This window comes from Mesorhizobium sp. WSM3862 (assembly GCF_002294985.1).
Taxonomy (GTDB): Bacteria; Pseudomonadota; Alphaproteobacteria; order Rhizobiales; family Rhizobiaceae; genus Mesorhizobium.
Window position 1 is genome coordinate 82,622 of record NZ_NSGE01000003.1, and the last position, 24,735, is coordinate 107,356.

General features: G+C 63.9%; 26 protein-coding genes. 14 read left to right on the forward strand and 12 right to left on the reverse strand.

All coding sequences use genetic code 11. The features are described from left to right. Positions 1–38: 38 nt before the first annotated feature. A complete protein-coding gene (gene cysS / locus CK224_RS08860) occupies positions 39–1,490 on the reverse strand; it encodes a cysteine--tRNA ligase (protein WP_095781512.1) in 1,452 nt (483 codons plus the stop codon). A gap of 388 nt (positions 1,491–1,878) precedes the next feature. On the opposite strand from cysS, the gene CK224_RS08865 reads away from it, so the two are divergent. Continuing rightward, the gene (locus tag CK224_RS08865; protein ID WP_082953737.1) at positions 1,879–2,034 is read left to right on the forward strand and encodes a hypothetical protein; all 156 of its coding nucleotides are present in this window, start codon (positions 1,879–1,881) and stop codon (positions 2,032–2,034) included. Positions 2,035–2,133: 99 nt separating this feature from the next. Here CK224_RS08865 and CK224_RS08870 read toward each other — a convergent pair whose 3' ends face one another. Then, the gene (locus CK224_RS08870; RefSeq protein WP_095781939.1) at positions 2,134–2,877 is read right to left on the reverse strand and encodes an SOS response-associated peptidase; all 744 of its coding nucleotides are present in this window, start codon (positions 2,875–2,877) and stop codon (positions 2,134–2,136) included. Between the two features lie 132 nt (positions 2,878–3,009). Here CK224_RS08870 and CK224_RS08875 point away from each other — a divergent pair, with 132 nt between their 5' ends. The 4 genes from CK224_RS08875 to CK224_RS08890 all read left to right on the forward strand — a co-directional run bounded on the left by CK224_RS08875 (position 3,010) and on the right by CK224_RS08890 (position 5,414). Then, positions 3,010–3,438, forward strand: a complete 429-nt coding sequence (locus tag CK224_RS08875; RefSeq protein ID WP_095781513.1) for an NUDIX hydrolase — start codon at positions 3,010–3,012, stop codon at positions 3,436–3,438. Between the two features lie 69 nt (positions 3,439–3,507). Next, positions 3,508–3,885: a TIGR02301 family protein gene (locus CK224_RS08880; protein ID WP_095781940.1), complete on the forward strand. Its 378-nt coding sequence runs from the start codon at positions 3,508–3,510 to the stop codon at positions 3,883–3,885. Positions 3,886–4,211: 326 nt separating this feature from the next. Next, complete coding sequence (locus CK224_RS08885; RefSeq protein ID WP_066997401.1) at positions 4,212–4,469, forward strand: hypothetical protein; 258 nt, start codon at positions 4,212–4,214, stop codon at positions 4,467–4,469. 150 nt (positions 4,470–4,619) lie between these two features. Continuing rightward, positions 4,620–5,414 (forward strand): hypothetical protein, encoded by a 795-nt coding sequence (locus tag CK224_RS08890; protein WP_095781514.1) that lies wholly within the window; start codon positions 4,620–4,622, stop codon positions 5,412–5,414. A 169-nt stretch (positions 5,415–5,583) separates the two neighbouring features. Here the strand turns inward: CK224_RS08890 and CK224_RS08895 are convergent, their stop codons facing one another. Further along, positions 5,584–6,915: a dihydroorotase gene (locus tag CK224_RS08895; RefSeq protein ID WP_095781515.1), complete on the reverse strand. Its 1,332-nt coding sequence runs from the start codon at positions 6,913–6,915 to the stop codon at positions 5,584–5,586. A gap of 85 nt (positions 6,916–7,000) precedes the next feature. On the opposite strand from CK224_RS08895, the gene CK224_RS08900 reads away from it, so the two are divergent. From CK224_RS08900 to CK224_RS08910, 3 genes are all read left to right on the forward strand, one after another. Next, a complete protein-coding gene (locus CK224_RS08900; protein ID WP_095781516.1) occupies positions 7,001–7,864 on the forward strand; it encodes a folate-binding protein YgfZ in 864 nt (287 codons plus the stop codon). Then, a complete protein-coding gene (locus CK224_RS08905; protein ID WP_095781517.1) occupies positions 7,864–8,502 on the forward strand; it encodes an HD family hydrolase in 639 nt (212 codons plus the stop codon). The genes CK224_RS08900 and CK224_RS08905 overlap by 1 nt, the downstream gene beginning before the upstream one ends. Positions 8,503–8,696: 194 nt before the next feature. Further along, positions 8,697–10,709 carry an EAL domain-containing protein gene (locus CK224_RS08910; RefSeq protein ID WP_245425833.1) on the forward strand — a complete coding sequence of 671 codons (2,013 nt, stop codon included), beginning with the start codon at positions 8,697–8,699 and terminating at the stop codon, positions 10,707–10,709. A gap of 13 nt (positions 10,710–10,722) precedes the next feature. On the opposite strand, the gene CK224_RS08915 is transcribed toward CK224_RS08910, so the two are convergent. Continuing rightward, complete coding sequence (locus CK224_RS08915) at positions 10,723–11,613, reverse strand: fatty acid desaturase family protein (protein WP_095781941.1); 891 nt, start codon at positions 11,611–11,613, stop codon at positions 10,723–10,725. Between the two features lie 107 nt (positions 11,614–11,720). Between CK224_RS08915 and CK224_RS08920 the strand changes: the two genes are divergently transcribed. Both CK224_RS08920 and CK224_RS08925 read left to right on the forward strand, forming a co-directional pair. Beyond that, entirely contained in the window at positions 11,721–12,650 is a 930-nt protein-coding gene (locus CK224_RS08920) for a LysR substrate-binding domain-containing protein (RefSeq protein ID WP_095781519.1), read from the forward strand. A 61-nt stretch (positions 12,651–12,711) separates the two neighbouring features. After that, entirely contained in the window at positions 12,712–13,104 is a 393-nt protein-coding gene (locus CK224_RS08925) for a RidA family protein (protein WP_095781520.1), read from the forward strand. Between the two features lie 224 nt (positions 13,105–13,328). Here CK224_RS08925 and CK224_RS31225 read toward each other — a convergent pair whose 3' ends face one another. The 6 genes from CK224_RS31225 to CK224_RS08955 all read right to left on the reverse strand — a co-directional run bounded on the left by CK224_RS31225 (position 13,329) and on the right by CK224_RS08955 (position 18,503). Beyond that, complete coding sequence (locus CK224_RS31225) at positions 13,329–13,964, reverse strand: hypothetical protein (RefSeq protein ID WP_095777846.1); 636 nt, start codon at positions 13,962–13,964, stop codon at positions 13,329–13,331. A 110-nt stretch (positions 13,965–14,074) separates the two neighbouring features. Then, complete coding sequence (locus tag CK224_RS08935) at positions 14,075–14,347, reverse strand: DUF3303 family protein (RefSeq protein ID WP_066997422.1); 273 nt, start codon at positions 14,345–14,347, stop codon at positions 14,075–14,077. A 73-nt stretch (positions 14,348–14,420) separates the two neighbouring features. Further along, complete coding sequence (locus tag CK224_RS08940) at positions 14,421–15,884, reverse strand: RimK family protein (RefSeq protein WP_067321133.1); 1,464 nt, start codon at positions 15,882–15,884, stop codon at positions 14,421–14,423. 4 nt (positions 15,885–15,888) lie between these two features. Continuing rightward, entirely contained in the window at positions 15,889–16,986 is a 1,098-nt protein-coding gene (locus CK224_RS08945) for a GNAT family N-acetyltransferase/peptidase C39 family protein (protein ID WP_095777847.1), read from the reverse strand. Between the two features lie 207 nt (positions 16,987–17,193). Beyond that, entirely contained in the window at positions 17,194–17,988 is a 795-nt protein-coding gene (locus CK224_RS08950; RefSeq protein WP_095781521.1) for an anti-sigma factor, read from the reverse strand. Beyond that, positions 17,985–18,503: an RNA polymerase sigma factor gene (locus CK224_RS08955; protein ID WP_066998131.1), complete on the reverse strand. Its 519-nt coding sequence runs from the start codon at positions 18,501–18,503 to the stop codon at positions 17,985–17,987. The genes CK224_RS08950 and CK224_RS08955 overlap by 4 nt, the downstream gene beginning before the upstream one ends. A gap of 245 nt (positions 18,504–18,748) precedes the next feature. On the opposite strand from CK224_RS08955, the gene CK224_RS08960 reads away from it, so the two are divergent. Together CK224_RS08960 and CK224_RS08965 are read left to right on the forward strand one after the other, a co-directional pair. Beyond that, positions 18,749–18,994, forward strand: a complete 246-nt coding sequence (locus CK224_RS08960) for a type II toxin-antitoxin system VapB family antitoxin (RefSeq protein WP_066997434.1) — start codon at positions 18,749–18,751, stop codon at positions 18,992–18,994. Next, positions 18,994–19,422, forward strand: a complete 429-nt coding sequence (locus CK224_RS08965) for a type II toxin-antitoxin system VapC family toxin (protein ID WP_095781522.1) — start codon at positions 18,994–18,996, stop codon at positions 19,420–19,422. Before CK224_RS08960 ends, CK224_RS08965 begins: the two co-directional genes overlap by 1 nt. A 3-nt stretch (positions 19,423–19,425) precedes the next feature. Here the strand turns inward: CK224_RS08965 and CK224_RS08970 are convergent, their stop codons facing one another. Then, positions 19,426–22,179, reverse strand: a complete 2,754-nt coding sequence (locus tag CK224_RS08970; protein WP_095781523.1) for a DUF2339 domain-containing protein — start codon at positions 22,177–22,179, stop codon at positions 19,426–19,428. A 246-nt stretch (positions 22,180–22,425) separates the two neighbouring features. Here CK224_RS08970 and CK224_RS08975 point away from each other — a divergent pair, with 246 nt between their 5' ends. Further along, the gene (locus CK224_RS08975; RefSeq protein ID WP_095781524.1) at positions 22,426–22,890 is read left to right on the forward strand and encodes an NUDIX domain-containing protein; all 465 of its coding nucleotides are present in this window, start codon (positions 22,426–22,428) and stop codon (positions 22,888–22,890) included. 9 nt (positions 22,891–22,899) lie between these two features. On the opposite strand, the gene recO is transcribed toward CK224_RS08975, so the two are convergent. Continuing rightward, complete coding sequence (gene recO / locus CK224_RS08980) at positions 22,900–23,652, reverse strand: DNA repair protein RecO (protein ID WP_095781525.1); 753 nt, start codon at positions 23,650–23,652, stop codon at positions 22,900–22,902. Between the two features lie 287 nt (positions 23,653–23,939). Here recO and CK224_RS08985 point away from each other — a divergent pair, with 287 nt between their 5' ends. Next, on the forward strand, positions 23,940–24,734 hold the full coding sequence (locus CK224_RS08985) for a type II CAAX endopeptidase family protein (RefSeq protein ID WP_095781526.1): 795 nt from the start codon (positions 23,940–23,942) through the stop codon (positions 24,732–24,734). Position 24,735: the final 1 nt, after the last annotated feature.

The following is a 24,735-nucleotide window of genomic DNA, read 5'->3' on the forward strand; positions in this document are numbered from 1 at the left end:
CGCCTCCGCCAGTCCTGAAACGATCCCCTGCGCCACCCTCACCGCTTGATCTCCCAGGTCGTCACCCGCTGGCCGGTGAGAGGATCCTTGCCGTCCTTGAGCTGAACGCCTTGCGCCAGAAGCTCGTCGCGGATGCGGTCGGCCTCAGCCCAATTCTTGTCGGCGATGAACTTCAGGCGCCTGGCGATCGCCTCAGCGATCACGGTTTCGTCCACCTTCGCTGCGCCGACGTCGAAGCCGAGGAAGGAAAGCGCCGCTTTCAGCGAAGCCGCGGCGGCGTTCTCGCCGGCGCCAGTGAACTCCACCGCCTCGCCGGCAAGCTGCGTCAATCGCTGAAAGGCAGCGTAGGTGGCGAGGTCGTCCGACAGCGCCTCCAGCACGTCTGCCGGCAGGTCCCCCGCCGCCGCGGGCGCTAGATCGGCCGCACGCTTCCATTTGCGCAGCGTGTTTTCCGCCTCCTCCAGCTTGCGCACGGAAAAGTCGATCGGCTCGCGGTAATGCGTCATCAGCATCGCCAGCCGCAGCACCTCGCCCGGCCACTTCCTGCCGCCGAAAGTCTCGGTCTCCAAGAGCTCATGGATCGAATAGAAATTGCCGAGGCTCTTCGACATTTTCTGGCCCTCGACCTGAAGGAAGCCGTTGTGCATCCAGACATTGGCCATGACCTTGGTGCCGTGGGCGCAGCGCGACTGGGCGATCTCGTTCTCGTGATGCGGGAAGATCAGGTCGAGGCCGCCGCCATGGATGTCGAAGATCTCGCCGAGATAGGCGGCCGACATGGCCGAGCATTCGATGTGCCAGCCCGGACGGCCCCTGCCCCACGGGCTTTCCCAGCCGGGCTCTTCCGGCGTCGAGAGTTTCCATAAAACGAAATCGCCGGGGTTCTTCTTGTGGGCGTCGACCGCGATGCGGGCGCCGGCCTGCTGCTCGTCGAGATTGCGCTTTGAAAGCTCGCCATAATCGGGCATCGAGGCGGTGTCGAAGAGCACCTCGCCGCCGGCGACATAGGCGTGGCCGCGCTCGATCAGCTGCGCGATCAGCGACAGCATGTCGGCCTTGCCGTCGGCGCGGGGCGCGACGAACTCGGTCGCCCGCGGCTCGTAGGTCGGCTCCAGGCAGCCGAGTGCCGCGACATCCTTGTGGTACTGGTCGGCGGTCTTTTCGGTGACGCGCCGGATCGCGTCGTTCAGCGAAAGCTTCCCGGCTTCGATCTCGGTGCCGAAATCGCGCAGGGCGCGCGCATTTATCTTGTCGTCGACATCCGTGATGTTGCGCACATACGTGACGTGCTTTTCGCCATAGAGTTGGCGCAGCAAACGGAACAGCACATCGAAGACGATCGCCGGCCGCGCGTTGCCGATATGGGCAAAGTCGTAGACGGTCGGGCCGCAAACATACATGCGCACGTTTTGCGGATCGATCGGAACGAAACGCTCCTTCGTCCGCGTCAGCGTGTTGTAAAGGCTGAGGCCCTTCGATGCGTCAGACATGCGTGCCCTTCCGATCCCTTATGTTGGACGGAGCCTCCCCGCGCCCGGGCGCAAATCGGGCTCCAGCCTGCTGGCCGGGGCGTTTGTCCAATCTAGGGGAAGATAAGGCGAAAACGTCCGGACCAGCGCGAGGCTAGCCAATAATGCAAATGCCACAAATGGCGAAAGACGTTTTCATGGCCGGCTTTATCGCGCCCGCAGGTGTTGCCGTCAAGTCGCTCAACTCGGGAAAGCTGTCGTTCCATCACAGGTAAAAACGAGCCGAAACATTTTATTAAGCATCTCGGCACAGTGATGAAACATTATCGGACTAGACCGCCAAACGTCACGATTTGGTCCGAATCGACCACCAAACCCAGACACGAAAACGTTACCAGGGAAGAGAACAATGCCTCGAAGTAAGCAAGAACAAAGCCGACCGGCGCAACAGCCGCTCGCCAGCCACTACCGCGCGATCGGCCCTGCGGCCATCGTCGCAGCCCTTCTTCACACCGCGAAGAAGAAGAAGCCGGCGCAGAAGATCATCTCGCCGCGCGCCGCTTGAAACGGCAGGACCGGCGCAGTCTCCGATGATCGGAGTGCCGGCAATAAGGGCGGCGCCAATGCTCGCCCTGGAGATGAAGGCCTCCGCTAGCAGCCTTCGCTAAAACAGGGTCATCTGGTTTTCGTCCGCGCCGAGTTTCTGGCGCCTGACCTTGTCGGGCTGAGCCCCGACCATGCCCCGCTCCTGAATCTCCGGCCCGGTGTTGGCGACCTTGTTGACGAGGTCGGAAACCGGAATCGCCTCGAAGAAATCGGGCTCGGCGGGCTTGAGGAGGTCGAGCACGTCGCGTGGCTCCTGCGTGCGGCAATCCAACCAGCGGGCGAAATCGCGTTCGTCGATCACCACCGGCATGCGGTCGTGGATATGGGCGGTGCCGGCGTTGGCCCGCGTGGTGAGGATCGCGCCGGTGTCCATCTCGGAACCGCCCGGCTCGGCATAGGTCTCGATCAGACCGGCGAAGGCGATCACCCCGCCCCGCCGCGGCCGGATCCAGTAGGGCTGGCCCTTGGCGCTACCCGACTGCTGCCATTCATAAAAGCCGGAGGCCGGCACAAGGGCCCGGCGATGGCGCATGGCGGTCTTGAACGAGGCCTTCTGCAGCACGCCTTCCGAGCGCGCGTTGAAGAGCAGCGGAAATTCCTTCGTATCCTCGACCCAAGTCGGGATCAGGCCCCAGCGCACCAGCATCGCCTGGCGGTCTGGCAGGTTGGAGCCTGGCGCTCTTGGCGGACCGGCGAACGCCATCAGCACCGGCTGCGTCGGAGCGATATTGTAGCGGGCCGGAAACGCCTCCAGCTCCGCCAGGCCAAGAATGGCGGCGGTCTGGTCCGGCGAGGCGGTCAGGGCAAAGCGTCCCGCACATGGATTGGCTCTTCGGTCGGGATCGCCATGAAAGTGGCGATGGAACCGCCGCGCCGCAACCGCTAAAGCTGTCCGGTCCACAACCAAGCCGGCAGCCGGCGCGATTCGCAACGCATGAACAAGGTTCGCAAGATTATCCCGGCAGTCTCCGTCGCCGTCGTGCGCGGCAAGACGGTGCTGCTGGTCAAGCGGGCGCGGCCGCCTTCGCAAGGGCTCTACGCGTATCCCGGCGGCAAGGTCGAGCCGGGCGAGACGCTGGCGCAAGCCGCGGCGCGCGAACTCAAGGAGGAAACCGGGCTCCAGGCGAAGGATTACCACCCGCTGCGCGACATCCATATCGACGGCCGCGCTGAGCACCACGCGGTCGACTATCTGCTGACGGTGTTCGGCGCGGCCTATGTCGGCGGCGAGCCGGCAGCGAGCGATGACGCCGAGACGGCGGCGTTCTACACGCTGGCGGAAATGGCGGCGATGCCGCTGGCGGGCGATGTGTTTGAAGTTGCCCAGGAGTTGCTTGGCCTTGTGCAAGCCGCCGAGCGGTGACCCCAGAATGGCCTTGCAGGCGACAAAATGTTTCGCCACAAAGCCTTGCTCTTCCATCGCAAGGCCCTGATGACCCGCGCCTCCCCCTTTCTCGCCGCAAGCCTCGCCATCAGCATGGCCGTCACGGTGCAGCCGGCATCGGCGGCCGAGGCGCCGTTCGAGCCCGGGCTGATGCGCCTTGCCGAGGTGCTGGGTTCGCTACATTTCCTGCGCAATCTCTGCGGCGAGAAAGGCGACCAGTGGCGGCTGGAGATGGAAAAGCTGCTCGAGTCGGAAAATCCCGATCCCAACCGGCGCGCCCGCTTCATCGCCTCCTTCAATCGCGGCTACCGCTCCTTCAGCGGCACCTACACGCAGTGCACGCCTTCGGCCACCGAGGCCATTGCCCGCTACATGAAGGAAGGCGAGACGCTGTCGCGCGATATCGCTTCCCGCTACGGGAATTGAGGACCGGCATCGATCGCGACTATCCACCACGAATTGGCTCCAATGTGGTATCAGGCTGCGCCTTGGTGCAATCATCTGTTGCGCTTGTGCAACAATGTTAATGAAACGTTAGTGGACAAATGCGGAATTAACTCAAACTGAAGGTTTTAATGCCGCAAGCTGGGCTAATCGGCTAAGCTTGGTCGGAATTGATCGCAGCCTTGCTCGATATGTAGATTGCGACTGCAGAAACGTCGTATTTACAAGCACTTGTACGAGCAGCGCATGAACTGGCAAGTCAAGCCCGGTGCCTTGCCGGACCGACGCTTGAAAAGGTGGACATCGCAATGGAACATGGCGTCAGCGACATCGACGCGTTGGTCAGGGAAGAAAAGCGCCTGACCGCCGTGGAGAGCCACAGCGAAGCCTGGGCGGAAGGATTGTCGGCCGGCATCGAGCCCGAAATCATCGCCGAGGCTGCGCTGGAAACCGCCTTCGGCGAGATGCTGCGCGCCAATGGTGAGACCTCAGCGCTGGCCCTGCTCGACCGCATGCGCGAAAAGGTGATCTCCGGCGCGTTCGAGCCGGAACGGCTCAGGCACTAGCCCGCCCGCTTTGGCTGCTTTTGACGGCGACGCGCCGTTTGGGCATCATACCCGCCGCCTAGCCATTAGTTTTTCGCAATTCCGGACGGAAACCATTGCACAGTTTTCTGGAATTGCCCTAGCGAGCCCGGAACCATGGAGAGGCAAGGGGTGAGATTTTCGTTGGCAGGCAGGCCGCGCGGGCTGGCCCTCGGTATCTGGATCACTGCTTCCTGCGCCGGGCCATTGGCAATCTGCCTCGCCAGCACGCCTTGCTATGCGCTAAGCGAGATCCAACGCGAGGAGTTGCCTTCGCCGGTCACTTCGTCCACCAGTGACGAAACGACCGCTCCGGGGACCACCGTGCCAATGCCGGCCGCGCCCGGCACCAAACCCTCCGACAACAGCCAGCCGGCCGACGAGACGGACAAGAGCGCGCCCGAAGCGCCAACCGGCAGCGGCGGCATCACCAGCCCGCGCTCCGACCCGGATTCGCCGCCGCCGCCCGTCGTCTACGACCTCGACAAGCTTCCCGAACCGGTCAAACGCATGCACGGCCTGATCATCGAGGCCTGCAAGAGCGGCGATATCGAGAAACTTCGGCCGCTGATCGGCTCGGGCGAATCCATGACGCAGCTTTCGCTCGGCGACATCGAGGGCGACCCGGTCGCTTTCCTCAAGGGACTCTCCGGCGACGGCGACGGCCAAGAGATTCTCGCCATTTTGGAAGAGGTGCTCAGCGCCGGCTATGTCCATGTCGACACCGGCACGCCGCAGGAGCTCTATGTCTGGCCGTATTTCTTCGCGCTTCCGCTCGACAAGCTGGATCCCAGGCAGCGCGTCGAGCTGTTCAAGCTCGTCACCGCAAGCGACTATGACGACATGAAGCAGTTCGGCGCCTATATCTTCTACCGCGTCGGCATCACGCCCGCCGGCCAGTGGCTGTTCTTCGTCGCCGGGGATTGAGCCAGAAGCTCATCCCTTGCCAATTTTGGTCTGCGGCCTGCCTCCTCTCGCAGAGCCGGAATCGCGTTGGCTCCCACCGTCGGCATTTCGACAAGAAAATCGACGAGGGCAAGTTCCCGCAGCTGCAGGCACTGTTAATGCAGGGCGCGCTTAAGAAATCCAACGTGGCCTAAGCCGCCAGCGCCTCGGAAAACTCCACCGCCCTGCCCTGGCCGGGCGTGACGATCTCGCCGTCCCACATTACCCGGTTGCCGCGCACGATGGTGCCGACCGGCCAGCCGGTGACCTCTTTGCCGTCATAGGGCGTCCAGCCCGCCTTGGAGCCAGCCTGCGCGTTGGTGATGGTCTCGCGGCGCTTCAGGTCTACGACGGTGAAATCGGCGTCGTAGCCGGCGGCGATGCGGCCCTTTCCCGCCATGCCGAAGATGCGCTGCGGACCGTGACTGGAGAGATCGACGAAACGCTGCAAAGTGAGCCGGCCGGCGTTGACATGGTCGAGCATGATCGGCACCAGCGTCTGCACGCCCGTCATGCCCGAAGGCGAGGCAGGATAAGGCTTGGCCTTCTCGGCCAGCGTGTGCGGCGCGTGGTCGGACCCCAGCACATCGACGATCCCTTGCTCGATGCCGTGCCAGACGCCGTCGCGGTGGCGCGGCGCGCGCACCGGCGGGTTCATCTGGATCAGCGTGCCGAGCCGCGCATAGTCGTCAGCTGAGAGCGTCAGGTGATGCGGCGTCGCCTCGCATGTAGCGACGTCCTTATGCTGCTCGAGGAAAACGATCTCCTCGGCCGTCGAGATGTGCAGCACATGGATGCGCGCGCGCGTCTGTCTCGCGATGCGCACCAGGCGTTCGGTGCAGCGAAGCGCCGCGATCTCGTCGCGCCAGACAGGATGCGACGAGGGATCGCCCTCGACGCGCAGACCGAGCCGCTCGCGCAGACGGAACTCGTCCTCGGAGTGGAAAGCGGCGCGGCGGCGGGTATTGCGCAGGATGGAGGCGACGCCTTCGTCGTCCTCGACCAGCAGGTCGCCGGTGGACGAGCCCATGAAGACTTTTATGCCGGCAGCTCCTGGCAGCCGCTCGAGCTCGCCGACATCGCCGGCATTGTCGCGCGTGCCGCCAACCCAGAAAGCGAAGTCGCAATGCATGCGGCCGGTGGCGCGCCGCACCTTGTCGGCAAGGGCCGCCTCGCTGGTGGTCAGCGGATTGGTGTTGGGCATCTCGAAGACCGCGGTGACGCCGCCCAAAACCGCGGCGCGAGACCCGGTTTCCAGATCTTCCTTGTGCTCCAGTCCCGGCTCGCGGAAATGCACCTGGCTGTCGACGACGCCGGGCAGGATGTGCAGGCCCGTGCAATCGATCGCCTCGCCGGCCGACGCTTGGCCGAGATCGCCTATCGCGGCAATACGCCCGGCCTTCACGGCGACATCGCGCCGGCCTTCACCGTCATGGTTGACTACCGTGCCGCCTGTCAGGATGAGGTCGAAGGTGGTTGCCATGGACTGGTCCAATCTCTTGCGGGGGGAGTGTGGCCGGCTTACGTAATGACCATCATTTTTGCAAGATCAGGCCGACTTCACGCCCATGCCCTTTGCCCTGCTGAAAGACCGCGCGCTCATTTCCGTGTCAGGCCCGGATGCCGAACATTTTTTGCAAAACATCCTCACCACCGATCTCGATGCGCTCGGCGCCGGCGAGGCAAAGCCTGGCGCGCTGCTTTCGCCGCAAGGCAAGATCCTGTTCGATTTTCTCATCTCTCGCGCCGGCGAGAACGGCTTCCGGCTGGAATGCCGGACCGACATAGCCGATGACTTCGTGCGCCGGCTGATGCTTTACCGGCTGAGGGCAAAGGCCGAGATTGCCAAGCAGGATCAGGCGCTTGTCGCGGTTGCATGGGGCGATGATTCAACCGCCTCACTTGCCGATTCAACTTCGCTCGCCGACGCCCGCTTCCGCGAGGTGGAGGTCAGGCGCACATATGAGGGCGCAGTTCAGGAGAGCGGCGATGCCGGCGCATGGCGGGCCCTGCGTATCGCCAACGGCATCGCCGAAAGCGGCAGCGATTATCAGCTCGGTGACGCTTTCCCACATGACGTTCTCCTCGACGAGAGCGGCGGCGTCGGCTTCAAGAAAGGCTGCTATGTCGGCCAGGAAGTTGTCTCGCGCATGCAGCATCGCGGCACCGCGCGACGCCGCGTGTTGATCGCCACAGCCGGGGGTTCCCTGCCTGCGTCCGGTACCGAGCTCACCGTCGCCGGCCGGCCGGTTGGCACGCTGGGTTCGGTAAGCGGCGGACGCGGCCTCGCCATCGCCCGCATCGACCGCGTCAAGGCAGCGCTCGATGCCCGCGACCCGATCATGGCCGGCGATGTCCAGGTGACGCTCGCCATCCCGAGCTGGGCGAAATTCTCGTTCCCGCAAGACACCGTCAGCGCGGAGGAGGCCTGATGGCGGCCGACAGGGCGGGAGCGCCGCCGCGCGCCTGGCAGCGCATGCTGTCCGGCCGGCGGCTCGACCTGCTCGACCCCTCGCCGCTCGACATCGAGATCGCCGACATCGCGCATGGCCTCGCCCGCGTCGCCCGCTGGAACGGCCAGACCAGCGGCGAGCACGCCTTTTCGGTGGCTCAGCATTCGCTGCTGGTCGAGGCACTCTATGGTGAGCTGGTGCCGGCCGCCTCCGCCGAGGCGCGGCTCGCGGCGCTGCTGCACGACGCGCCCGAATATGTCATCGGCGACATGATCTCCCCCTTCAAATCGGTGATGGGCGGCTCCTACAAGGACTGCGAGCTCAGGCTGCAGCGCGCCATCCATCAACGTTTCTCGCTGCCGGCCGAGCTCGGTTCCACCTTGCGCAAGGACATCAAGCGCGCCGACCAGATCGCCGCCTATTACGAGGCGACGCTGCTTGCCGGCTTCTCGACCGCGGAGGCGACGGAATATTTCGGCCGGCCGCGCAGCTTTTCCGCCGACCATTTCGACTTCACCCCACGCTCGGTGACCTGGGCGCAGGCGGCATTTCTGAAACGATTCGCGGCGCTGGAAGCTAAACGCCAGCCTTTTCTTGCGGCCAATTCCGTCAAATAAAAGAACGCTAAATTAACCGGCGGCCACGACAGTAAACTGTTCAGTCACGGTCGGCAGGCGCGCTCATGCCCGTTGCTCATGTCAAGGCTGGTTCGGCCGCAGTCAGGCGGAAGGCAACCGGTATTGGCCCGGTTCGACGAATAGCGGAGGAGCTTCGCGCACAAAACGAACGGTTTTCGGCCGCCGTCGAGAACATGTCGCATGGCCTGTGCATGTTCGACGCCGACGAGCGCATGATCATCTGCAACCGAAACTATATCGACCTCTTCCGCCTCGACGCCAAAGTCACGAAGCCCGGCATTCGCTTCTTCGACATCTTGCAGCACAGCGTCGAAATCGGCATCGCCTCGCAAACCGCCGAGCAGCTCTACGCCGTCCGCAAACCCTATATCGACGGCGCCAAGCCCTCGACTTATGAGGAGACGCTGGCGGACGGGCGCATCATCGTCATCTCGCATCGGCCGCTGGCCTCCGGCGGCTGGGTGTCGATCTACGAGGACGTGACCGTGCAGCGGCGCTCCGAAGAGGAACTGAAGGAGCAGCATCGCCGCTTCGACGCCGCTTTGGCCAACATGTCGCAAGGCCTGCTGATGTATGACGCCGACGGCAAGATGATCGTGCGCAATCAGCGCTTTCTCGAGCTCTACAAAGTCGCGGCGACAGATTTCCCTTTTGGAACGACACACCGCGACGCGCTCAAACGACTGCTGGAACTCGGCATCTACACCAAGATCGACGTCGACAGCGAAGTCACCAGGACCGAAGCCTGCCTGCGAGCAGGGAAAATGCAGTCGGCTTACCGCTATCTTGCCGACGGCAGGACGTTTCTAGTGGTCCGGCAGCCGATGAGCGGCGGCGGCTGGGTCGTGACCTTCGACGATGTTACCGAGCGTCGCCGCGCCGAAGAGCGCATGACGCATCTTGCGCATCACGACACGCTGACCAACCTGCCGAACCGCTCGATGTTCCGCGAGCGCCTGGACCAGGCATTGAGCGAGGCCAAGCCCGCGCCGGTGGCGATCTTCTCGCTCGACCTCGACCGCTTCAAGGCCGTCAACGATACGTTCGGGCATCCGGCCGGCGACTGGCTGCTGAAAAGGGTGGCCGAACGCCTGCAACGCTGCCTGCGCAGCGACAAGGACGTGGTGGCGCGTTTCGGCGGCGACGAATTCGCCATCATTCAATCCAATATCAGAAACGCGGTCGACGCCGAAAAGCTGGCCAAGCGCATTATCGAGGTGATCGGCAAGCCTTATCGCGACAAGGGCCGCGAAATGCATGTCGGGGTGAGCCTCGGCATCGCGCTTTATCCCAGCGACGGGCAGGATGCGGATACGCTGCTCACCAATGCCGACATGGCGCTCTACCGGGGCAAGAGCGAGGGGCGCAACATCTACCGTTTCTTCGAGCCGGGCATGGATGCCATGGTGCGGGAGCGCCTGGCGCTCGAGGCCGACCTCGAAGCTGCACTCCCGAGGCGCGAGTTCGAACTGGATTTCCAGCCGATTCTCGACATCGCCGCCGGCGAGATCGTCGGCGCCGAAGCGCTGATGCGCTGGCGCTCGCCGTCGCGCGGGCTGGTGCCGCCGCAAGACTTCATCGCCGCGGCCGAAGAAACCGGGCTGATCGTGCAACTCGGCGACTGGGCGCTGCGCAAGGCCTGCGGCGTGGCGGCGGGCTGGCCGCAGGACGTGCGCATGGCGGTCAACGTCTCGGCGGTCCAGATCAAGAGCGGCGGCTTCGCCCGCAGCGTGATTGCGGCGCTCGCCTTTTCCGGCCTGCCAGCAAGCCGGCTGGAACTCGAAATCACCGAAACGGTGATGATGGACGAGAGCGACAGCGTGCTGAGGACGCTCGGGCAATTGCGCGGGCTTGGCGTGCGCATCGCGCTCGACGATTTCGGCACCGGCTATTCTTCGCTCGGTTATCTGCGGCGCTTCCCGGTCGACAAGATCAAGATCGATCGCTCCTTCATCCACGATCTCGACAAGCGCGACACGGCGGCGATCGTGCGCACGGTCATCGGGCTCGGCGCCGAGCTCGGCATCACCGTCACCGCCGAAGGCGTCGAGGCCGAAGCGCAGCTCGACATGCTGCGCAAGGCCGGCTGCGGCGAGGCGCAAGGTTTTCTGATCGGCGCGCCGGCCAGGGCCTCGGAGATGAGCCGCCTGCTGCGCTCGCAGGAAAAGCTTCGCCGATCCGGTTGATGCCGGGCACCGGTCAGCGCAGCGTCTCGAAGTATTTCTCGTGGAAGCTCACATAGCCGGGTTCTACCACTTTGAGATGCCGCGCGATCAGCCGATGAAAAGCCGGCAATTGATGGAACGGCACACCCGGATAGGCGTGGTGCTCGGCATGGTAGGGCATGTTCCAGGCGAGCTTGCGCACGAACCAGTTGGTCAGCGTCGTCCTGGTGTTTTCCAGCATATTGGCGACGAAGGGGCAGCGGCCATGCTCGGCCAGCAGATAAAGCCTGAGAAAGGGCTGCCCGAGCAGCGCCGGTACGAGCCAGACGTAGAGGATCACGGTCGCCTCGAGCCAGATCGCAAGCGTCAGCACGACGAGGTAGAAGGCGATCATCGCCCGCGCTTCGGCCTGGACTTTCGGCAAGCCTTTCGGGGGCACATAGCTGTCCCGGCAGCGGCCGCTGGCATTTCTGTAGAGCGTCTTGAAATGACCCCACCACACCGGCAGGCCAGACACGTGGACGATGTACTGTCGCAAGGTCTCGGGCTTCGGGAAAGCCAGCTCCGGATCGTTCTGCGGGTCCTGAGTGAAGCGATGATGGGCGAAATGGAAATAGCGGAACCAGTCGGCGGGCAGCGCGATCGCCAGGCTGCAGAGCCGCGCGACGGCATCGTTCAGCCACTGCGTCTCGAAGGCCGTCCTGTGCACGGTCTCATGCAGCAGCGTGAACAGGAACACGATCAGGATGCCCTGCGGCAGCATCAGAACCGGCCAGTATGGCACCTTGGCCGCGATCAGCGCGCCGAGAGCGACGATGGCGCCGAGATGAACGGCGAATTGGATGATGCCCGGCAGATCGGACTTGCCGGTCAGCCGGCTGCGCTCCTCATTGGTCAGCGAGGCGATGACGTCGCGGTGGTCGATGGTGTCGTCGATGGCGCTCATGAGGCTACCGTACTGCAGAAAGAAAGCTTTCGAAAAACGAGGAATTCTGCAAGATAGATAAGCTCAGCTTATCTTTTCGGGTCGCCATGGTCGCACTTCCCTCCCTGCGCGGACTTCAAGCCTTCGAGGCGGCGGCGCGCAGCGGCAGCTTTGCCGCAGCGGCGGAAGAGCTGTCGATTTCGGCGGCGGCGGTCAGCCAGCTCATCCGCACCGTGGAAGAACAGATGGGCCGCAGGTTGTTCCACCGCGTCAACCGGCGCGTCGTGCTCACCGAAGCCGGCGTCGAGATGTTGCCGAGGCTTACCATGGCCTTCCAGGAAATCGGCAGCGTCGCGCGGGATGTAGGCGGCGATGCGTTCCGGCCGAGGCTCGTCATCTCGGTGCCGCCTTCGATGGCGATGGGCTGGCTTTCCGAACGCCTCGCCGGCTTTGTCGCCAGCCACGGCGCCGCGGATATTTCGCTGAGAGGCGAGGACGACCCTGTGCCGTTCGACCATGAGATGGTCGACATCCGGCTTTCCTACGGCCCGCACTATCGCGAGCACCCGACCGAGGAGATCGCCCGGGATGCGGTCTATCCCGTCTGCGCGCCCAGCCTTGCCGGTGCAGTCAAGCCGGAAACTCTCGCCGGGCTGCCGTTGATCCACACCGACTGGGGCCCGACCGGTGCCGCCTTTCCGTCCTGGCGCAACTGGTTCGGGACCGCAGGCATCGAGCCCGGTCGGGCCGTCAAACTCGGCCTCTCCGCCAACTCGTCGCGGACGGCACTCGACCTCGCCATTTCAGGACTGGGCGTCGCGCTGGCGCAAGGCATCTATTGCGCCCGGGCGCTCGAAAATGGCAGGCTGGTGCGGCCCGTGGCCCGATCCCTGGAGCTGCGCCAGCCCTATTGCCTGACGATCCCCGAACGCAGCGCAAGGCGCGACGTCGTGGCGGCGTTCCGCGAGTGGCTGATCGAGGAATGCGTGCGCGCGGTCAGGTCGCCGGCGCTCGGTGTCTGGTCATACGAGGACTGACGATCGCCAGCGCAGCGATCACCAAGCTCGATTTCAGTCGAACGAAGCAGGAGATTTTCTAATGTCGCTCGAACTCATCAACCCCGGTGATCTGCCGGTTCCGGAGATGTACACGCAGGTGGTCGTCGCGACAGGGTCCAGGCTGGTCTTCGTCTCAGGTCAGCAGCCCGAAGACATAACCGGCAAGCTCGTCGGACATGGTGATTTTGCCGCGCAAGCGCGGCTGGCATTCGGCAATCTCGGCCGAGCGCTCAGGGCGGCAGGCGCGCGGCCTGAGCAGGTTTGCAAGATCACGATCTACATTGTCGACTATGATCGCGATGAACATGTCCCGATCATCGAAGAGGCGCAGATTTCGCTGTTTGGAGATCACAAACCGGCGAATGTGGTGATCGGGGTTGCGACAATGTCCCCAGGCTACCTGATTGAGGTCGACGCGATAGCGGTCATTTGACGAGGCTGTCAGAAGCCAGTTGCCGATCATCGAAAGATGTACGGTGAATGCGAAAAATAAGTGCACTGTCCCCAAATTCCGTTGCCGGGCGCTGGAAGACGGCAGGCTGATCCTGCCCGTTGCCCGATCGCAGCAACTGCGCCAGCCCTTTTGCCTGACGATCCCGAGCGATCGCCGGCGCTCAGCGCGAATGTCGCGGATCAAGCATCTTCGCTGTAAACCTGCTATCGCATCCTTTGACCGAATTGACCTGGAACGCGCCGGGTCGGTTCCGGCACGACAGTCTGCCTCACCGGCTCGGCGCGGGGCCCGCGGGCAAATCCGCCTGGCACGAACCCGAGCAGTATGATCGCAGCAACGAAGCCGTATTGCAGGATCTCGAAGGTGAGTGGCGGGAACGTTCCGGGAAGGATCCTGATGGCCAGTTTCGGAGCGAGAACGCCAAAACCCACCGCGGCCGGCCAGCCGATGTCGCGCACACGCGCGAACACCATCCATATCATGGCCACGATGGTGGCAAAGCCCATCGCCACGAGTACGGAGATGTAGGCCATTCGGATGGCGGAGTTCTTTGCCTCCATGGCGAGCGCCTGAGCCACCATGCCCGAGGCATGCTCTCGCACCGACTGCGGCTGCGAATGCATCCCATAGTCAGGTGTTCTCAATCCTTCGACAAAGGACCTCTGGCTCTGGGCAATATCGGCGCCGTCGGATCCATAGACCTGCTTCTGGATGCCCTCTTTTGTTCCAACCAGAAAATGCTCGATCGGGTCCTTGGCAAAATCGAATCCGACAAGGAAAAGCAGCAGGCAGAAATATAGTATCTGGCCGCAACTGCCTGATTGAAACAGCTTTATCATCTATTCATAAACCCCGAAGCAACCCGCAATATCTGCAGGTAGCATGATGGGCTTAAGCTGCGGTTAGGCGGTCCGCTCCAAATTGAGCAAACCGCGTGCCCAGGCGCCAGTCACAGATGCCCGGCCAGCGCCGCCACCATGTCCTTGCTGGTGGCTACCGGAACGATCTCGAACTCCACTAGGTCAGCCCATTCGATGACCCAACGCTGCAGCAGCGTGACGTCATCGGCTTCGACCAGCAGGAAGCAGCGGCTCATGTCGCCTGCGATCCAGCTATGGTGAACGACAAGCGCGTCCGGTTTCAGCCGGCCCCGATCGCGGAAACGCCGGTATATTTCCTTGCGGTCGCAGCCGCGAAAATCCTCGATCACCAAAAACAGCATCTTGCCCCCATTCAGTTGATTGTCTTGGCCGTATTCAGCGACGCCAGCCGATCCCGTCCGGATGCAAAATGCTCTAGCGGCCAGTGCGCTCCAGCCGCTCCAGGAACCATTGCGTAAGCCGCACCCAGAGCTCGTCCTTCTCGCCGGAATCCTCCCAGCCATGGTCGAGATTGGGGTTGTCGTTGACCTCGATAACGAAGACGCCGTCCTTGGTTTCCTTGAGGTCCACGCCGTAGAGCCCGTCGCCGATGCAGCGCGCCGCCTTGACCGCCGTCTCGACGACGTGTGGCGGAGTCTGCTTGAGCGTGAAGGTCTTGATGCCGCCCTGATCGGGCTTGCCGTTGGCCTTGTGGTTGACGATCTGCCAGTGTTTTTTGGCCATCAGGTAATGCACGGCAAACAGCGGTTGGCCGCCGAGCACACCGACGCGCCAATCATATTCTGTGGGGATGAATTTCTGCGCGATGAGGAGATCGGAATCCTCCAGCCACTCGGTCGCCAGCTTTGTCAGATCGGCAAGGTTCTCGCATTTCTTGACCCCGCGCGAGAAGGATGAGTCCGGGATTTTCAGCACCAGCGGAAAGCCCAGCGTCTGGGCGGCGAGCTCCAGATCGGAGGTGCCGGCAATCATCACCGTCGGCGGCACCGGCACCTTGTTGTAGGTCATCAGCTCGTTGAGATAGACCTTGTTGGTGCAGCGGATCATCGACAGCGGATCGTCGATCACCGGCATGCCCTCCTGCTGGGCGCGGCGCGCGAAGCGGTAGGTGTGGTTGGAGATGGATGTCGTCTCGCGGATGAACAGCGCGTCGTAATTGGCGAGCTTGGCCAAATCCTTCCTGGTGATCGGCTCGACCTCGACGCCCATCTTCTCGGCGATCCTCGCCCAGTAGCGCAGCGACGAAATCTCCGAAGGCGGCAACTCCTCATGCGGATCGACGAGCGTCGCGAACGTGTAGCGCGCCGGCGTGCGCCCCTTGGTGTCGCGCCACTCGCGGTTGGTGTAGGTCTCCAGGCATTGCAGGAAGACTTCTTCTTGCTCCTCGCTCATGCGCGCGAGCGGCAGGAAGCCGATCTTGCGGATCGAAGCCCATTCGGCGCTGTCCTTGATGTGGACCTCGAGCGCCGGCGCGCGGAACCAGTCGAACAAGAGCTTGGTGAACCGGTCCCAAACTTTCGAGGGCCCGATGCCGAAAAAGACGGCGACCTTCGTCGGAAAGGTTCCGTCGAGATCCTTGCGGCATTTGTTGAGCGCGAGCTCGAGTTCCGGCAACGCATGCTCATAGAGCTTGCGCTCCGACAGATCGATCATGGTCTCGACGGTCGGGATCACTTTGTGGCCACGCGATCCGGCGAGCAGCGAGGCATAATAGCCGCGGCTCTGATAGCCGTAGTTGTTCGACAGGTTGATCACCTTAGGGCGCTGGCCGCGAAACAGCGCCGGATGCGCGAGATAGTCGCGGTTGGTGATGATCTTGTGCGGCGTCGCCACCTGGTCGAGATCGTTCTGCCTGCCCGTAAGGATGACCCAGGTCATTGTGTCAGCGTTTTCCCAGGTTGATGGCGGCGCGCAACCCGTCGCGGCCGAACTGAGCCATGTTCATGAAGATGCCATAGGGCACGGGAATGTTGGCGGCGTCGAGGATGGTTTCCTGCCTTTCGTCTTCGACCCAAGGATCGTGGATGAGGATATGGTCGCCGTCGTCGCCGATGGCCAGCACCCAATGCGGCACCTTCTTGCCGAACATCAGGAAGCCGCTGATCAACACCAGCACCAGCTTGCCCTCGGCAAGGGCAGCGCGGATGTCTTCGATGCCGAACGGACGGTAATTCACCGGGATGCCGTAAAGTTCCGCGCGCCGGCGGAAGTCGACCTGGGCGAGCTCCATCACCCGGCGCTTGTCCTCGCTGCGCACCGACTGCAGGAACAGCGCGCCGTGAAAGGATACGAAGATCTCGGCGGCAAGCCCGCTTTCATAGCCGGCCACGGCCAGGCCGAAAGGCTCGCAGCCGCCCGGCCCCGACATCATGAATACCGTGGTCGCCTCGCGCCACAGGCGTATTTCCATGACCGGATCGGGCACGAAGCCGGAATCGAAATTGGCCATTGCCATCATCAGGCAGCACGGACCGCAGGTGAACTCGCAGGTCTGCTGGTAAAACGGCACCCCGGTGCTGGTCGGGACATCGCCGCGCAGGGTCTTTTCGTAACGCAGCGCGGTGGCGCCGTCCTCGTAGTAGTCGGGCTCGCGGCCGATCTTTCGGTAGCCTGCCTGCTCGTAGATGCCGATGGCGCGCTGATTGTCCTCGCGAACCTCGAGCCGCAGCATCATGCGATCGTGTTCATAAGCCGCCTCTTCGGCCGCGGCAAGCAATTGGCGGCCGATGCCGAGATTGCCGAAGAAGGGACCGACGGCGATGGAATAGAGCCGGGCCACGCCGCTGCCCTTGCGAAACAAGACCACCGCGTAGCCGGCGACATGGCCGTCATTCTCGGCCACCAGCATCTCGGCGGTCTCACGCTCGATCAATTGGCGAAAGGAGCGGCGCGACAGGCGATCGCTTGAGAAGACAGCCTTCTCGATGGCGGCGAGGTCATCGACGTCCGACGCGCGGGCCTTGCGGATCTCGGCAGGCATGCGGGGTTTGGGAGAACCTCGATTGGATTAAAGGAAACGGCCCCGGTCAAAAGCAGCACCCCGGCCGAAGCGCCGGTCTTCATCAAGCGCTATCGCTCCTTGATTAGGGCCGAATTGTGACAGGTTCCGCGGCGGCAGAAAAGCACCACGGCTTTGAACTGAACCACTAATTCGAAACAGCGTAGGCCGTTGAAAACAGCCGCCTCCTCAGCTCGAAATACCGGCCAGAAGCTGGCCATAGGCGCTCTTGGCGACCTCCGACAGACGCTCCGGCGGCAATGTGCCGACGACGGCGCAGCCATAGCCCTTGTCCAGCCAATACACCGCTTCCGGACCGTCAGCCTCGGCCGTATAGGTTCCCTTGGTGGTCTGCGATGATTCGGCGGTTACGAAGAGCGAGATGCGCTCGCCCTTGGCGTCCTCGTAAAGCAACATCGCGGCCTTGCCACGCTCGCCCGCCGGCAACAGCCGGCCGCCGACGAGTGCGAAGCCCTCGGCCGCGAGATCGGGCGCCACCAGCTTCAGCCCTACCCGGTTGGACAGCCAGGTCTGCAGATGGTCCTTGTCGCTTGCCGGCACCTCGACCGCGTGACGCTTCTCGGCGGCGTAGATGAGATGGGCGGAAATCGCCTGCTCCGCGAGTTGGTCGTCGCTCTCACCGCTGCGGCCAATGCCGTCGATGCCGGCGAGATAGCCACCGAACCCGCCGACCATCAGCACGGCTGCCGCCGCCGCCGAAAGCCACCAGCGCGAGCGCCAGGCAGGCGTCCGCGCCGGCGCTTCGCCAAGCACCGCGTGCCGTAGCCTTGCCGGCACCGGTTCGTTCATCACGCCGGCCAGGGCGGCGCGGAGCGCCGCACGGTCGGCTATGTAACGGGCGCTCTTCGCCTTCATTTCGGGATTGGCTTCGAGCCAGGCGTCATAGGCCATGCGCTCCTCGCCCGGCAGCTCGCCATCGAGGGCCATGTGGATATCGCGTTCGCTGAAATCGCGCCGGGTCATCGCTCGACGATCCTTATCGAGCGGCGGCGCGAGGAGTCGTCCAGCAGGCCGCGCAGTTCCTCGCGGCCACGCGCGATGCGCGACATCAGCGTGCCGGCCGGCACACCCAGGATGTTGGCGGCCTCGGCATAGGAAAAGCCTTCGATAGCGACCATGACCAATGCCGCGCGGCGATCGGGGCCGATCGCCTGCAGGGCATCCATGATCTCGCGCGAGGCTATGCTTTCGACCTGATCGGCGGGCGCGGCCTGGGCTTCGCCGGCTTCCAGAGGCAACATTGCCGCCTCGCCGCGCCGGTTAACCTTGCGCATCTGGTCGATGAACAGATGATGCATGATCGTAAACAGCCACCTCCTGGGGCTTTCTCCAGTTTGCCAGTTGTCGAGCCGCACAAGCGCCCGCTCGAGGCAGTCCTGGACGAGATCGTCGGCGGAATCGCGGTCGCGCAGCAACGAGCGCGCGTAGCGGCGCAGACGCGGTATCTCGCTCAGGATCGCTGCCTTCTTGTCGTCCATGACCGCTTGTTTCGTGGTCGTCTTCCATTCGATTGAACGCGCCTTCCCGGCGCGGCGCAAGCAGCCAGCACGAAGCGGACCACCCGCTCCGGTACCCAAGCACCTGAATAACGCCGGCGGATGCCGGTTTATTCCCGGCGCGAGCGGAAGCGGAACCAAGGTTGAATACCGGCTTTGGCCATTGTATATTCGTCGTTGAATATCTTGCATATTCATCTTAGAATATACGCCGGAGGAATTCGACAATGTCTTTGTATATCCGCGATGACGAGGTTGACGCGCTGGCTCGTCAGCTGCAGTCCGCGATCAAGGCGCCCACGAAGACTGAAGCCGTGCGGATCGCGCTCAAGCGTGAGCTCGAACGGGCACATGCCGTCCTCCCACTAAGCGAGCGCATTAGAAAGTATCAGGACGCAGCGAGGGCGCTCGGTCCGGACGACCTGGACTTCGACATGAAGAAATTCATGGACGAAGGATGGGATGACCTCTGATGTTTCTCGATGCTTCCGCTATCATCGCTATCATATCGGAAGAGCCGGGTGCGAACCGCCTTCTTAGGAAAATGGAAGCCGCCGAGAAGCTTTATTTCTCGCCGAGTTCCGCATTCGAGGCGATTGTTGGGATAGCTCGCAGGAAATCCGTAGCGGAAAACGGCGACCAGCTTCCGACGCCACCCGCCCTGATCGAACGATGTCAAATGATCGTCTTGGGTTTCCTGGCCGAACTCAAGGCCGTTGAGGTCCCGCTGGACACGCGGATCCGAGAACTCGCTGTAAGGGCCGCGCAAGATTATGGTCGATATGTGGGCCACCCAGCCAAACTGAATTTCGGCGACTGCTTCAGCTACGCATGCGCCAAAGCCTATCGCGTACCTCTGCTCTACAAGGGCAACGACTTCTCGCAGACCGATTTGGTCTGACCTTTATTCGGCTCCTAACCTCGCCGCCCTTGTCAGCAGACGCTGATAGAAAAGTCCGATACCGATCAGCACGGCGCCCAGACCGATGAAGGAGAGCGCGCGCAGCACGCCTTCCAGCTCCGACATGTCGAAGAGGAAGACCTTCAGCACGGCGACCGCTATGAGCACGGCCGAGGCGATGCGCAGCACCTGCGACCTCAGCCAGACGCCGGCGGTCAGCAGCGCCACGCCGATGACCAGCCAGAGCGCCGAATAGGTATAGGTCTCAAGCTGGCCGAGGCCGCTCCACAGGCCGATGAACTCGCCCTTGAACAGGCGCCGGACCGACAGCGTGGCGTAGGCGAAGGCGAGCAGCGAAGCGACCAGCGCCAGCATCGCGGCATACCATCTCGGGCGCCTCTCGCGAACATAAAGCGCCAATGCTCCTGCTGCGACCGCCGGCAGCAGATAGGCGAGTAACAACAGGTTGAAGAACGGGACGGCGCCGGTCGATTCATCCGTCAGCAGCGGGTTCAGCACCACGAAATGCCGGATGGCGATGAAGGCGACCGAGAGCACGCCGGCGGCCATCGAGCCATAGCGCAGCACCGGGCTCGGCGAGCGCAGGTCGATGGCGACCAGTATGGCGCCGGCGCCGAGCGCGATCAGCGTGTAGATCGCCTGCTCGGCAAGGGTGACGGGGCCGGTGTCGATGACGCCGCCATGCATGGCATGGCGCACCAGCATCGCAATCGTGAGCAGGCCGAACAGCGCCGAGGCCGCTTCCATGGCAAGACGCGGCCGTCCGTTGGTGGTGCGCGCGAGTTGCCAGGCGGCGAAGCCGAAGGCGAGCGCCGGAACGCCATAGCCCGGCAAGAGCCAATTGAAGACCGGCGTCGTCGACAGTGCCGCCGCGCCGACGATGATCGGATCGAAGGCGACGCGACCAAGCACGGCGACAGCCGCGCCGACCGCGATCCAGCCCAGCACCGGGAAGCTGCGCCAGCGCGTCGCGAGCGCCGGCACGACGGCGGCGGCGCCGAGCAGCACCGTCGTCCAGCCGGAGCCGAAGGCCATGTGCAGCATCAACAAGCCTGCGACGCCGCCGCCGCCGAGCGCGAAGGAGACGGCGGGGCCGCCGCGGAGCGGCGGTTCCTCGGCGCGCGCGATCCACTCGCCGCCGGCGGCAAAGACGAGCACCAGAAGCAGGGCCGGCAGCGCGTAGCCAAAATCGCGGTCGATGTCGCCGAAGGTGAGCCAGAGCGCGGTGAGCACGACCAGCGGCACAATGACACCCCATGCCGCCCATGACGCGGCGCGGATGGGCGCAGCAGCCGCAAAGCGGCGCGCGGCCCAGAACCCGGCTGCGATGAAGACCAGGGCAAGCGCGATGCCGAGGCGGAAGGTCAGCGTGTCGGATGCCGCCAGCGGCTCGGCGCCCAGGCCGACATCCAGCGCATCGGCGCCGATGGTGGCGGGCGGGATGATGCCGAGATAGATCAGCGCGGTCGCCAGGCCGGCGGCGAAGAGGAGCGGCAAGGCGCGCGGCCGGTAGAGCGCCACTGCCAGCAGCGCGGCGAGCAGCACCGCGCCGTGCGAGGCATAACCCGCCTTGGCAAACACCGGATCGACCGACAGCCCGAGCGCGGTCAGCGCAACGAAGAAGCCGGGCGCGATCGATGGCCAGTCGAAGCCGGGCTCCGCGTCGTCGCGGCCAGCAGTCAAGAAATCGGCTAGCCAGACGAAGGCGAGCACGGCAAGCGAGGCCAGGCTGATGAACAGCACCGTCGAGAGATTCACCTCCGGTGCATTGGTCATGTAGACGATGGTCCAGATGCCGGTGCCGGCGAAGGCTGCCGCGACAAGCGCCTTCCAATCGCGGATGCGGGCGATAGCCGCCGTGGCGGCAAGCACGATCGCCAGGTAGACGAACAGCGCCCACGGGTTCGGCGCCTCCGAGGCGACGAGGGCCGGCGTCACCATGGCACCGACGAGGCCGATGCCGGCCAGCGCCAGGCCGTGGACCAGCGAGACGGCAATGGTGGCGACGCCGATCGCGCCGAGCAGCGTGAAGGCGAGCGCGGGGCCGATAAAGCCGTAGATGCCATAGGCTGCATAGACGGTGCCGAACAGGATGAAGGCGCCGGCGCCCGTCAGAATCGCCGGGATGTAGGCGCCGGCAGCTCCCTGCACCGGCACCCGGAAGCCGGTGCGGCGGATGAACTCGGCGCCGGCAAGCAGCACAAGGCCGAGAACGCCGGCCATGGTCAGTCGCACGCCGGGGCCGAAAATGCCGGCCTCGATCGTGTAGCGGATCAGGAACAGGCCACCCAGCGCCAGCGCGATGCCGCCGACCCAGACCGCCCAACGCGTGCCGAGCGCCGTCTCGACATCGCGGGCGGCCCTTGCAGGTACTGCCGCTTCGGCCGGCGCGGCAGGTTGCGTCAATTGTCCCTCTCCGGCGGGTTCGGACGGAGTCCCCTCGCCCGCTTGAGCTGGCGCTTCGGCTTTTGGTTCGTCGGGCCTCGCGGCGGCTGTGGCCTGCGGGGCTGCTTCACCTGCCGGCGGCGCGGCCGCTGCGGCAATCACGGCGGGAGCTTCGCCTGCAGCAGCTTCCGCGGCCTCGCCAGTCCGGGGCGCGGGCTGCGGGATGCCCGAAAGCACCAAGCTGCGCAGCGCGCCAAGCTCGCGCTCGATCAGTCCGATGCGCGTCTGCTGGCGTGAAATGATGACGAATAAAGCGATGACAGCGGCAATGGCGATCAGGCCGAAAAACATGGCGGTTTCCCCTCAAAACCGTGCCAGTCGTGGCCGACAAATGCGGCGATGAGACGGCTACCCAATCAGCGCCCTGCCGGCCTGCAAGATCGAGCATGTTTCGGCGCCGATTGCCAGCGACCGCGGGCTTTATCCAACGGCGATACGTCGAAGCGGCTGAGGCTCGGGCCGCAAATTGCCGGCCGCTCGCCGCGGAACACTCGTGCTATCCTCGAACGCTAGCGGGAATTAGCAAGAGGATGACCGATGCCGCAACGAAGCGCGGGCCTGCTGATCTTCAGGCAAACCGCCGGTGTGTTCGAGTTCCTGCTGGTCCATCCCGGCGGACCATTCTGGGCAAGGAAAGATGAAGGGGCCTGGTCGATCCCGAAGGGGCTGATCGACGATGGCGAGGAAGATCTCGTGGCCGCTCGGCGTGAGGCCGAGGAGGAGCTAGGCGTCGCGATCGACGGCAATTTCCAGCCAGTCGGCAGCTACAAGCAGCCGGGCGGTAAAATCGTGATCGCCTGGAGCGTCGAAGCGGACATCGATGTGAATGCCGTCAGGAGCAACATGTTCACCATGGAATGGCCGCCAAGGTCGGGAGCCATGAAGGAATTTCCCGAAGTGGACAAAGCCGGCTGGTTCTCACTCCCCGAGGCGGGTCTCAAGATCCTGAAAGGCCAGCGTCCCATCCTCGACGATTTTCTGGAGCGACGGCGAGCCGACTAGATCCTGGCCTTACTCGCCGGCAATCACCTTCACCGCCACCTGATGCCGGCGCAGCGCGGAGAGGAATCCGGCGCGGGCGTCGGGCGGCTCGATGCCGCGCGGCTCATAGACGTGGCGGGTGAAGAAGAAGCCGGTCAGCCGGAAGGCGTCCTCCACCGCCGCGGCATCGGCGCGTACGCCGGAGCCGCGCTGCAGGAAGGCCGGCAGCGCCAGCATCTTGTCGTGCCAAGCCGCGCCCGCAGCGCGCGAGACGGCGCGTCCGGATTTCGGCGACACATAGGCGAGATCCTGCCGCGATCCGGTCGCCGCACATTGGCTGAGGTCGAGGCCGAAGCCGAGCTCATCCAGGATCAGCAATTCGAAGCGCGCCACCAGCTCGCCCGCGGCATCGGCATCGCCCAGATGGGAGATCATCACCGCAAGAGCCTCGTAGAGGCCGCCATGGGGATCGCGTTCGGGCAGAAGCCTGAGATGCGCGGCCATGGTCTGCAGGCCGTAGACGGCGACTGCGCTGTCCATCAGCCGGGCGGCGTTCATCTCGATCGCCTCGGCCTGGAAGATGCCGAGATGCTCGTCGAGACGCGCCCGCCACAAAAGATCGACGCGATTGCCGGGCTGCAGCACCGGCTGCTGCTTGCGCGAGCGGCCGCCCCGCACCAGACCGAGATGCCGCCCATGGGTACGCGTCATCACCTCGAGTATGGCGCTGGTTTCGCCATGCTTGCGGGTGCCGAGAATGATTCCCTCGTCGCGCCATTCCATACGTCGAGCTTTTCACTTGTTGGGCGGCGAAATCAAGATTGCCGCCCGTGATCCATAATCTGTTCCGACAGTGATGGCAGGCAACATCCGCCGCTGCCGCCGCGGCGGCAATATCGGAAAATTCTCAGAAACCGTTCGGGATTTTTCGGCCGCGCCGGCGCCAAATATCGGCGCATTGACCGGGTGAACCGGCGCAGACCGCCGAGCGGCTCGGCTGGCTATTTCCCGAAGCGTCGACCTCTCGGGCAGGCGACCACTCGCTACAATGGCCCGATGAGAGGATCGATATGAGCTCCTTCCTGGGCGTGGTGCGCGGGCACCAGTTGACCATCTTCTTTTCGCTGGCGCTCGGCCTGACATGGCTGGCGTTCATTCCCTTCTATCTGTCGCATGGCCAGAGCATTCCCTGGTTCACCTTCGGACCGGCAATCTCGGGCTTCACCGTCGCGGCACTCGCCGGCGGCTGGGGCGCGGTGAAGACCATCCTCGCCTCGATGGTGAAATGGCGCGTTCGCCCGATCTGGTATCTGGTGGCGGTCGGCCTGCCGTTCGGGACGCAGCTCGCCTCGATCCTGATCAATCCGTTCCTCGGTTCGGCGAAGCCGTCGTGGGGGAACATTCCGGCCTTCTCCGAGGTGGCGCCCATGATCGCGCTCTATGCCGTATTCAGCGGTCCGCTGGGCGAGGAGCCCGGCTGGCGCGGCTTTGCGACCCCGCATCTTCTTGGCCGTCGCCCAGCACTCGCCGGCAGCCTGATCCTCGGCGTGATATGGGCAATCTGGCACTTGCCGCTCGGCCTGCTTGGCGATCTCAGCCTCTACAGCACGATCAACGTCGTGCTGGCCGGGATCGTCTTCACCTGGCTTTACCAGAACACGGGCAGCGTATTGCTGGCCATCCTGATGCATGTCTCACACCAGAACAGCGTACGCTTCCTCGCCAAGGTGTTCGTCGACGGCGACTATATCCAGCAGCAATGGCTCGGCGTCGCGATCTGGGCGGTCATCGCGATCACGATCGTTGCCTATTACGGCACGGAAAGCTTTATGCGACGGCCGGCGAAGCGACTTGCCACTGCATGAA

Bases quoted from the DNA above. Each gene is read 5' to 3' on its own strand.
- cysS (WP_095781512.1), bottom strand. From the start codon at position 1,490: ATGTCTGACGCATCGAAGGGCCTCAGCCTTTACAACACGCTGACGCGG.
- CK224_RS08865 (WP_082953737.1), top strand. From the start codon at position 1,879: ATGCCTCGAAGTAAGCAAGAACAAAGCCGACCGGCGCAACAGCCGCTC.
- CK224_RS08875 (WP_095781513.1), top strand. From the start codon at position 3,010: ATGAACAAGGTTCGCAAGATTATCCCGGCAGTCTCCGTCGCCGTCGTG.
- CK224_RS08880 (WP_095781940.1), top strand. From the start codon at position 3,508: ATGACCCGCGCCTCCCCCTTTCTCGCCGCAAGCCTCGCCATCAGCATG.
- CK224_RS08885 (WP_066997401.1), top strand. From the start codon at position 4,212: ATGGAACATGGCGTCAGCGACATCGACGCGTTGGTCAGGGAAGAAAAG.
- CK224_RS08895 (WP_095781515.1), bottom strand. From the start codon at position 6,915: ATGGCAACCACCTTCGACCTCATCCTGACAGGCGGCACGGTAGTCAAC.
- CK224_RS08900 (WP_095781516.1), top strand. From the start codon at position 7,001: ATGCCCTTTGCCCTGCTGAAAGACCGCGCGCTCATTTCCGTGTCAGGC.
- CK224_RS08905 (WP_095781517.1), top strand. From the start codon at position 7,864: ATGGCGGCCGACAGGGCGGGAGCGCCGCCGCGCGCCTGGCAGCGCATG.
- CK224_RS08910 (WP_245425833.1), top strand. From the start codon at position 8,697: ATGTCGCATGGCCTGTGCATGTTCGACGCCGACGAGCGCATGATCATC.
- CK224_RS08920 (WP_095781519.1), top strand. From the start codon at position 11,721: ATGGTCGCACTTCCCTCCCTGCGCGGACTTCAAGCCTTCGAGGCGGCG.
- CK224_RS08925 (WP_095781520.1), top strand. From the start codon at position 12,712: ATGTCGCTCGAACTCATCAACCCCGGTGATCTGCCGGTTCCGGAGATG.
- CK224_RS31225 (WP_095777846.1), bottom strand. From the start codon at position 13,964: ATGATAAAGCTGTTTCAATCAGGCAGTTGCGGCCAGATACTATATTTC.
- CK224_RS08935 (WP_066997422.1), bottom strand. From the start codon at position 14,347: ATGCTGTTTTTGGTGATCGAGGATTTTCGCGGCTGCGACCGCAAGGAA.
- CK224_RS08940 (WP_067321133.1), bottom strand. From the start codon at position 15,884: ATGACCTGGGTCATCCTTACGGGCAGGCAGAACGATCTCGACCAGGTG.
- CK224_RS08945 (WP_095777847.1), bottom strand. From the start codon at position 16,986: ATGCCTGCCGAGATCCGCAAGGCCCGCGCGTCGGACGTCGATGACCTC.
- CK224_RS08950 (WP_095781521.1), bottom strand. From the start codon at position 17,988: ATGACCCGGCGCGATTTCAGCGAACGCGATATCCACATGGCCCTCGAT.
- CK224_RS08955 (WP_066998131.1), bottom strand. From the start codon at position 18,503: ATGGACGACAAGAAGGCAGCGATCCTGAGCGAGATACCGCGTCTGCGC.
- CK224_RS08960 (WP_066997434.1), top strand. From the start codon at position 18,749: ATGTCTTTGTATATCCGCGATGACGAGGTTGACGCGCTGGCTCGTCAG.
- CK224_RS08965 (WP_095781522.1), top strand. From the start codon at position 18,994: ATGTTTCTCGATGCTTCCGCTATCATCGCTATCATATCGGAAGAGCCG.
- CK224_RS08970 (WP_095781523.1), bottom strand. From the start codon at position 22,179: ATGTTTTTCGGCCTGATCGCCATTGCCGCTGTCATCGCTTTATTCGTC.
- CK224_RS08975 (WP_095781524.1), top strand. From the start codon at position 22,426: ATGCCGCAACGAAGCGCGGGCCTGCTGATCTTCAGGCAAACCGCCGGT.
- recO (WP_095781525.1), bottom strand. From the start codon at position 23,652: ATGGAATGGCGCGACGAGGGAATCATTCTCGGCACCCGCAAGCATGGC.
- CK224_RS08985 (WP_095781526.1), top strand. From the start codon at position 23,940: ATGAGCTCCTTCCTGGGCGTGGTGCGCGGGCACCAGTTGACCATCTTC.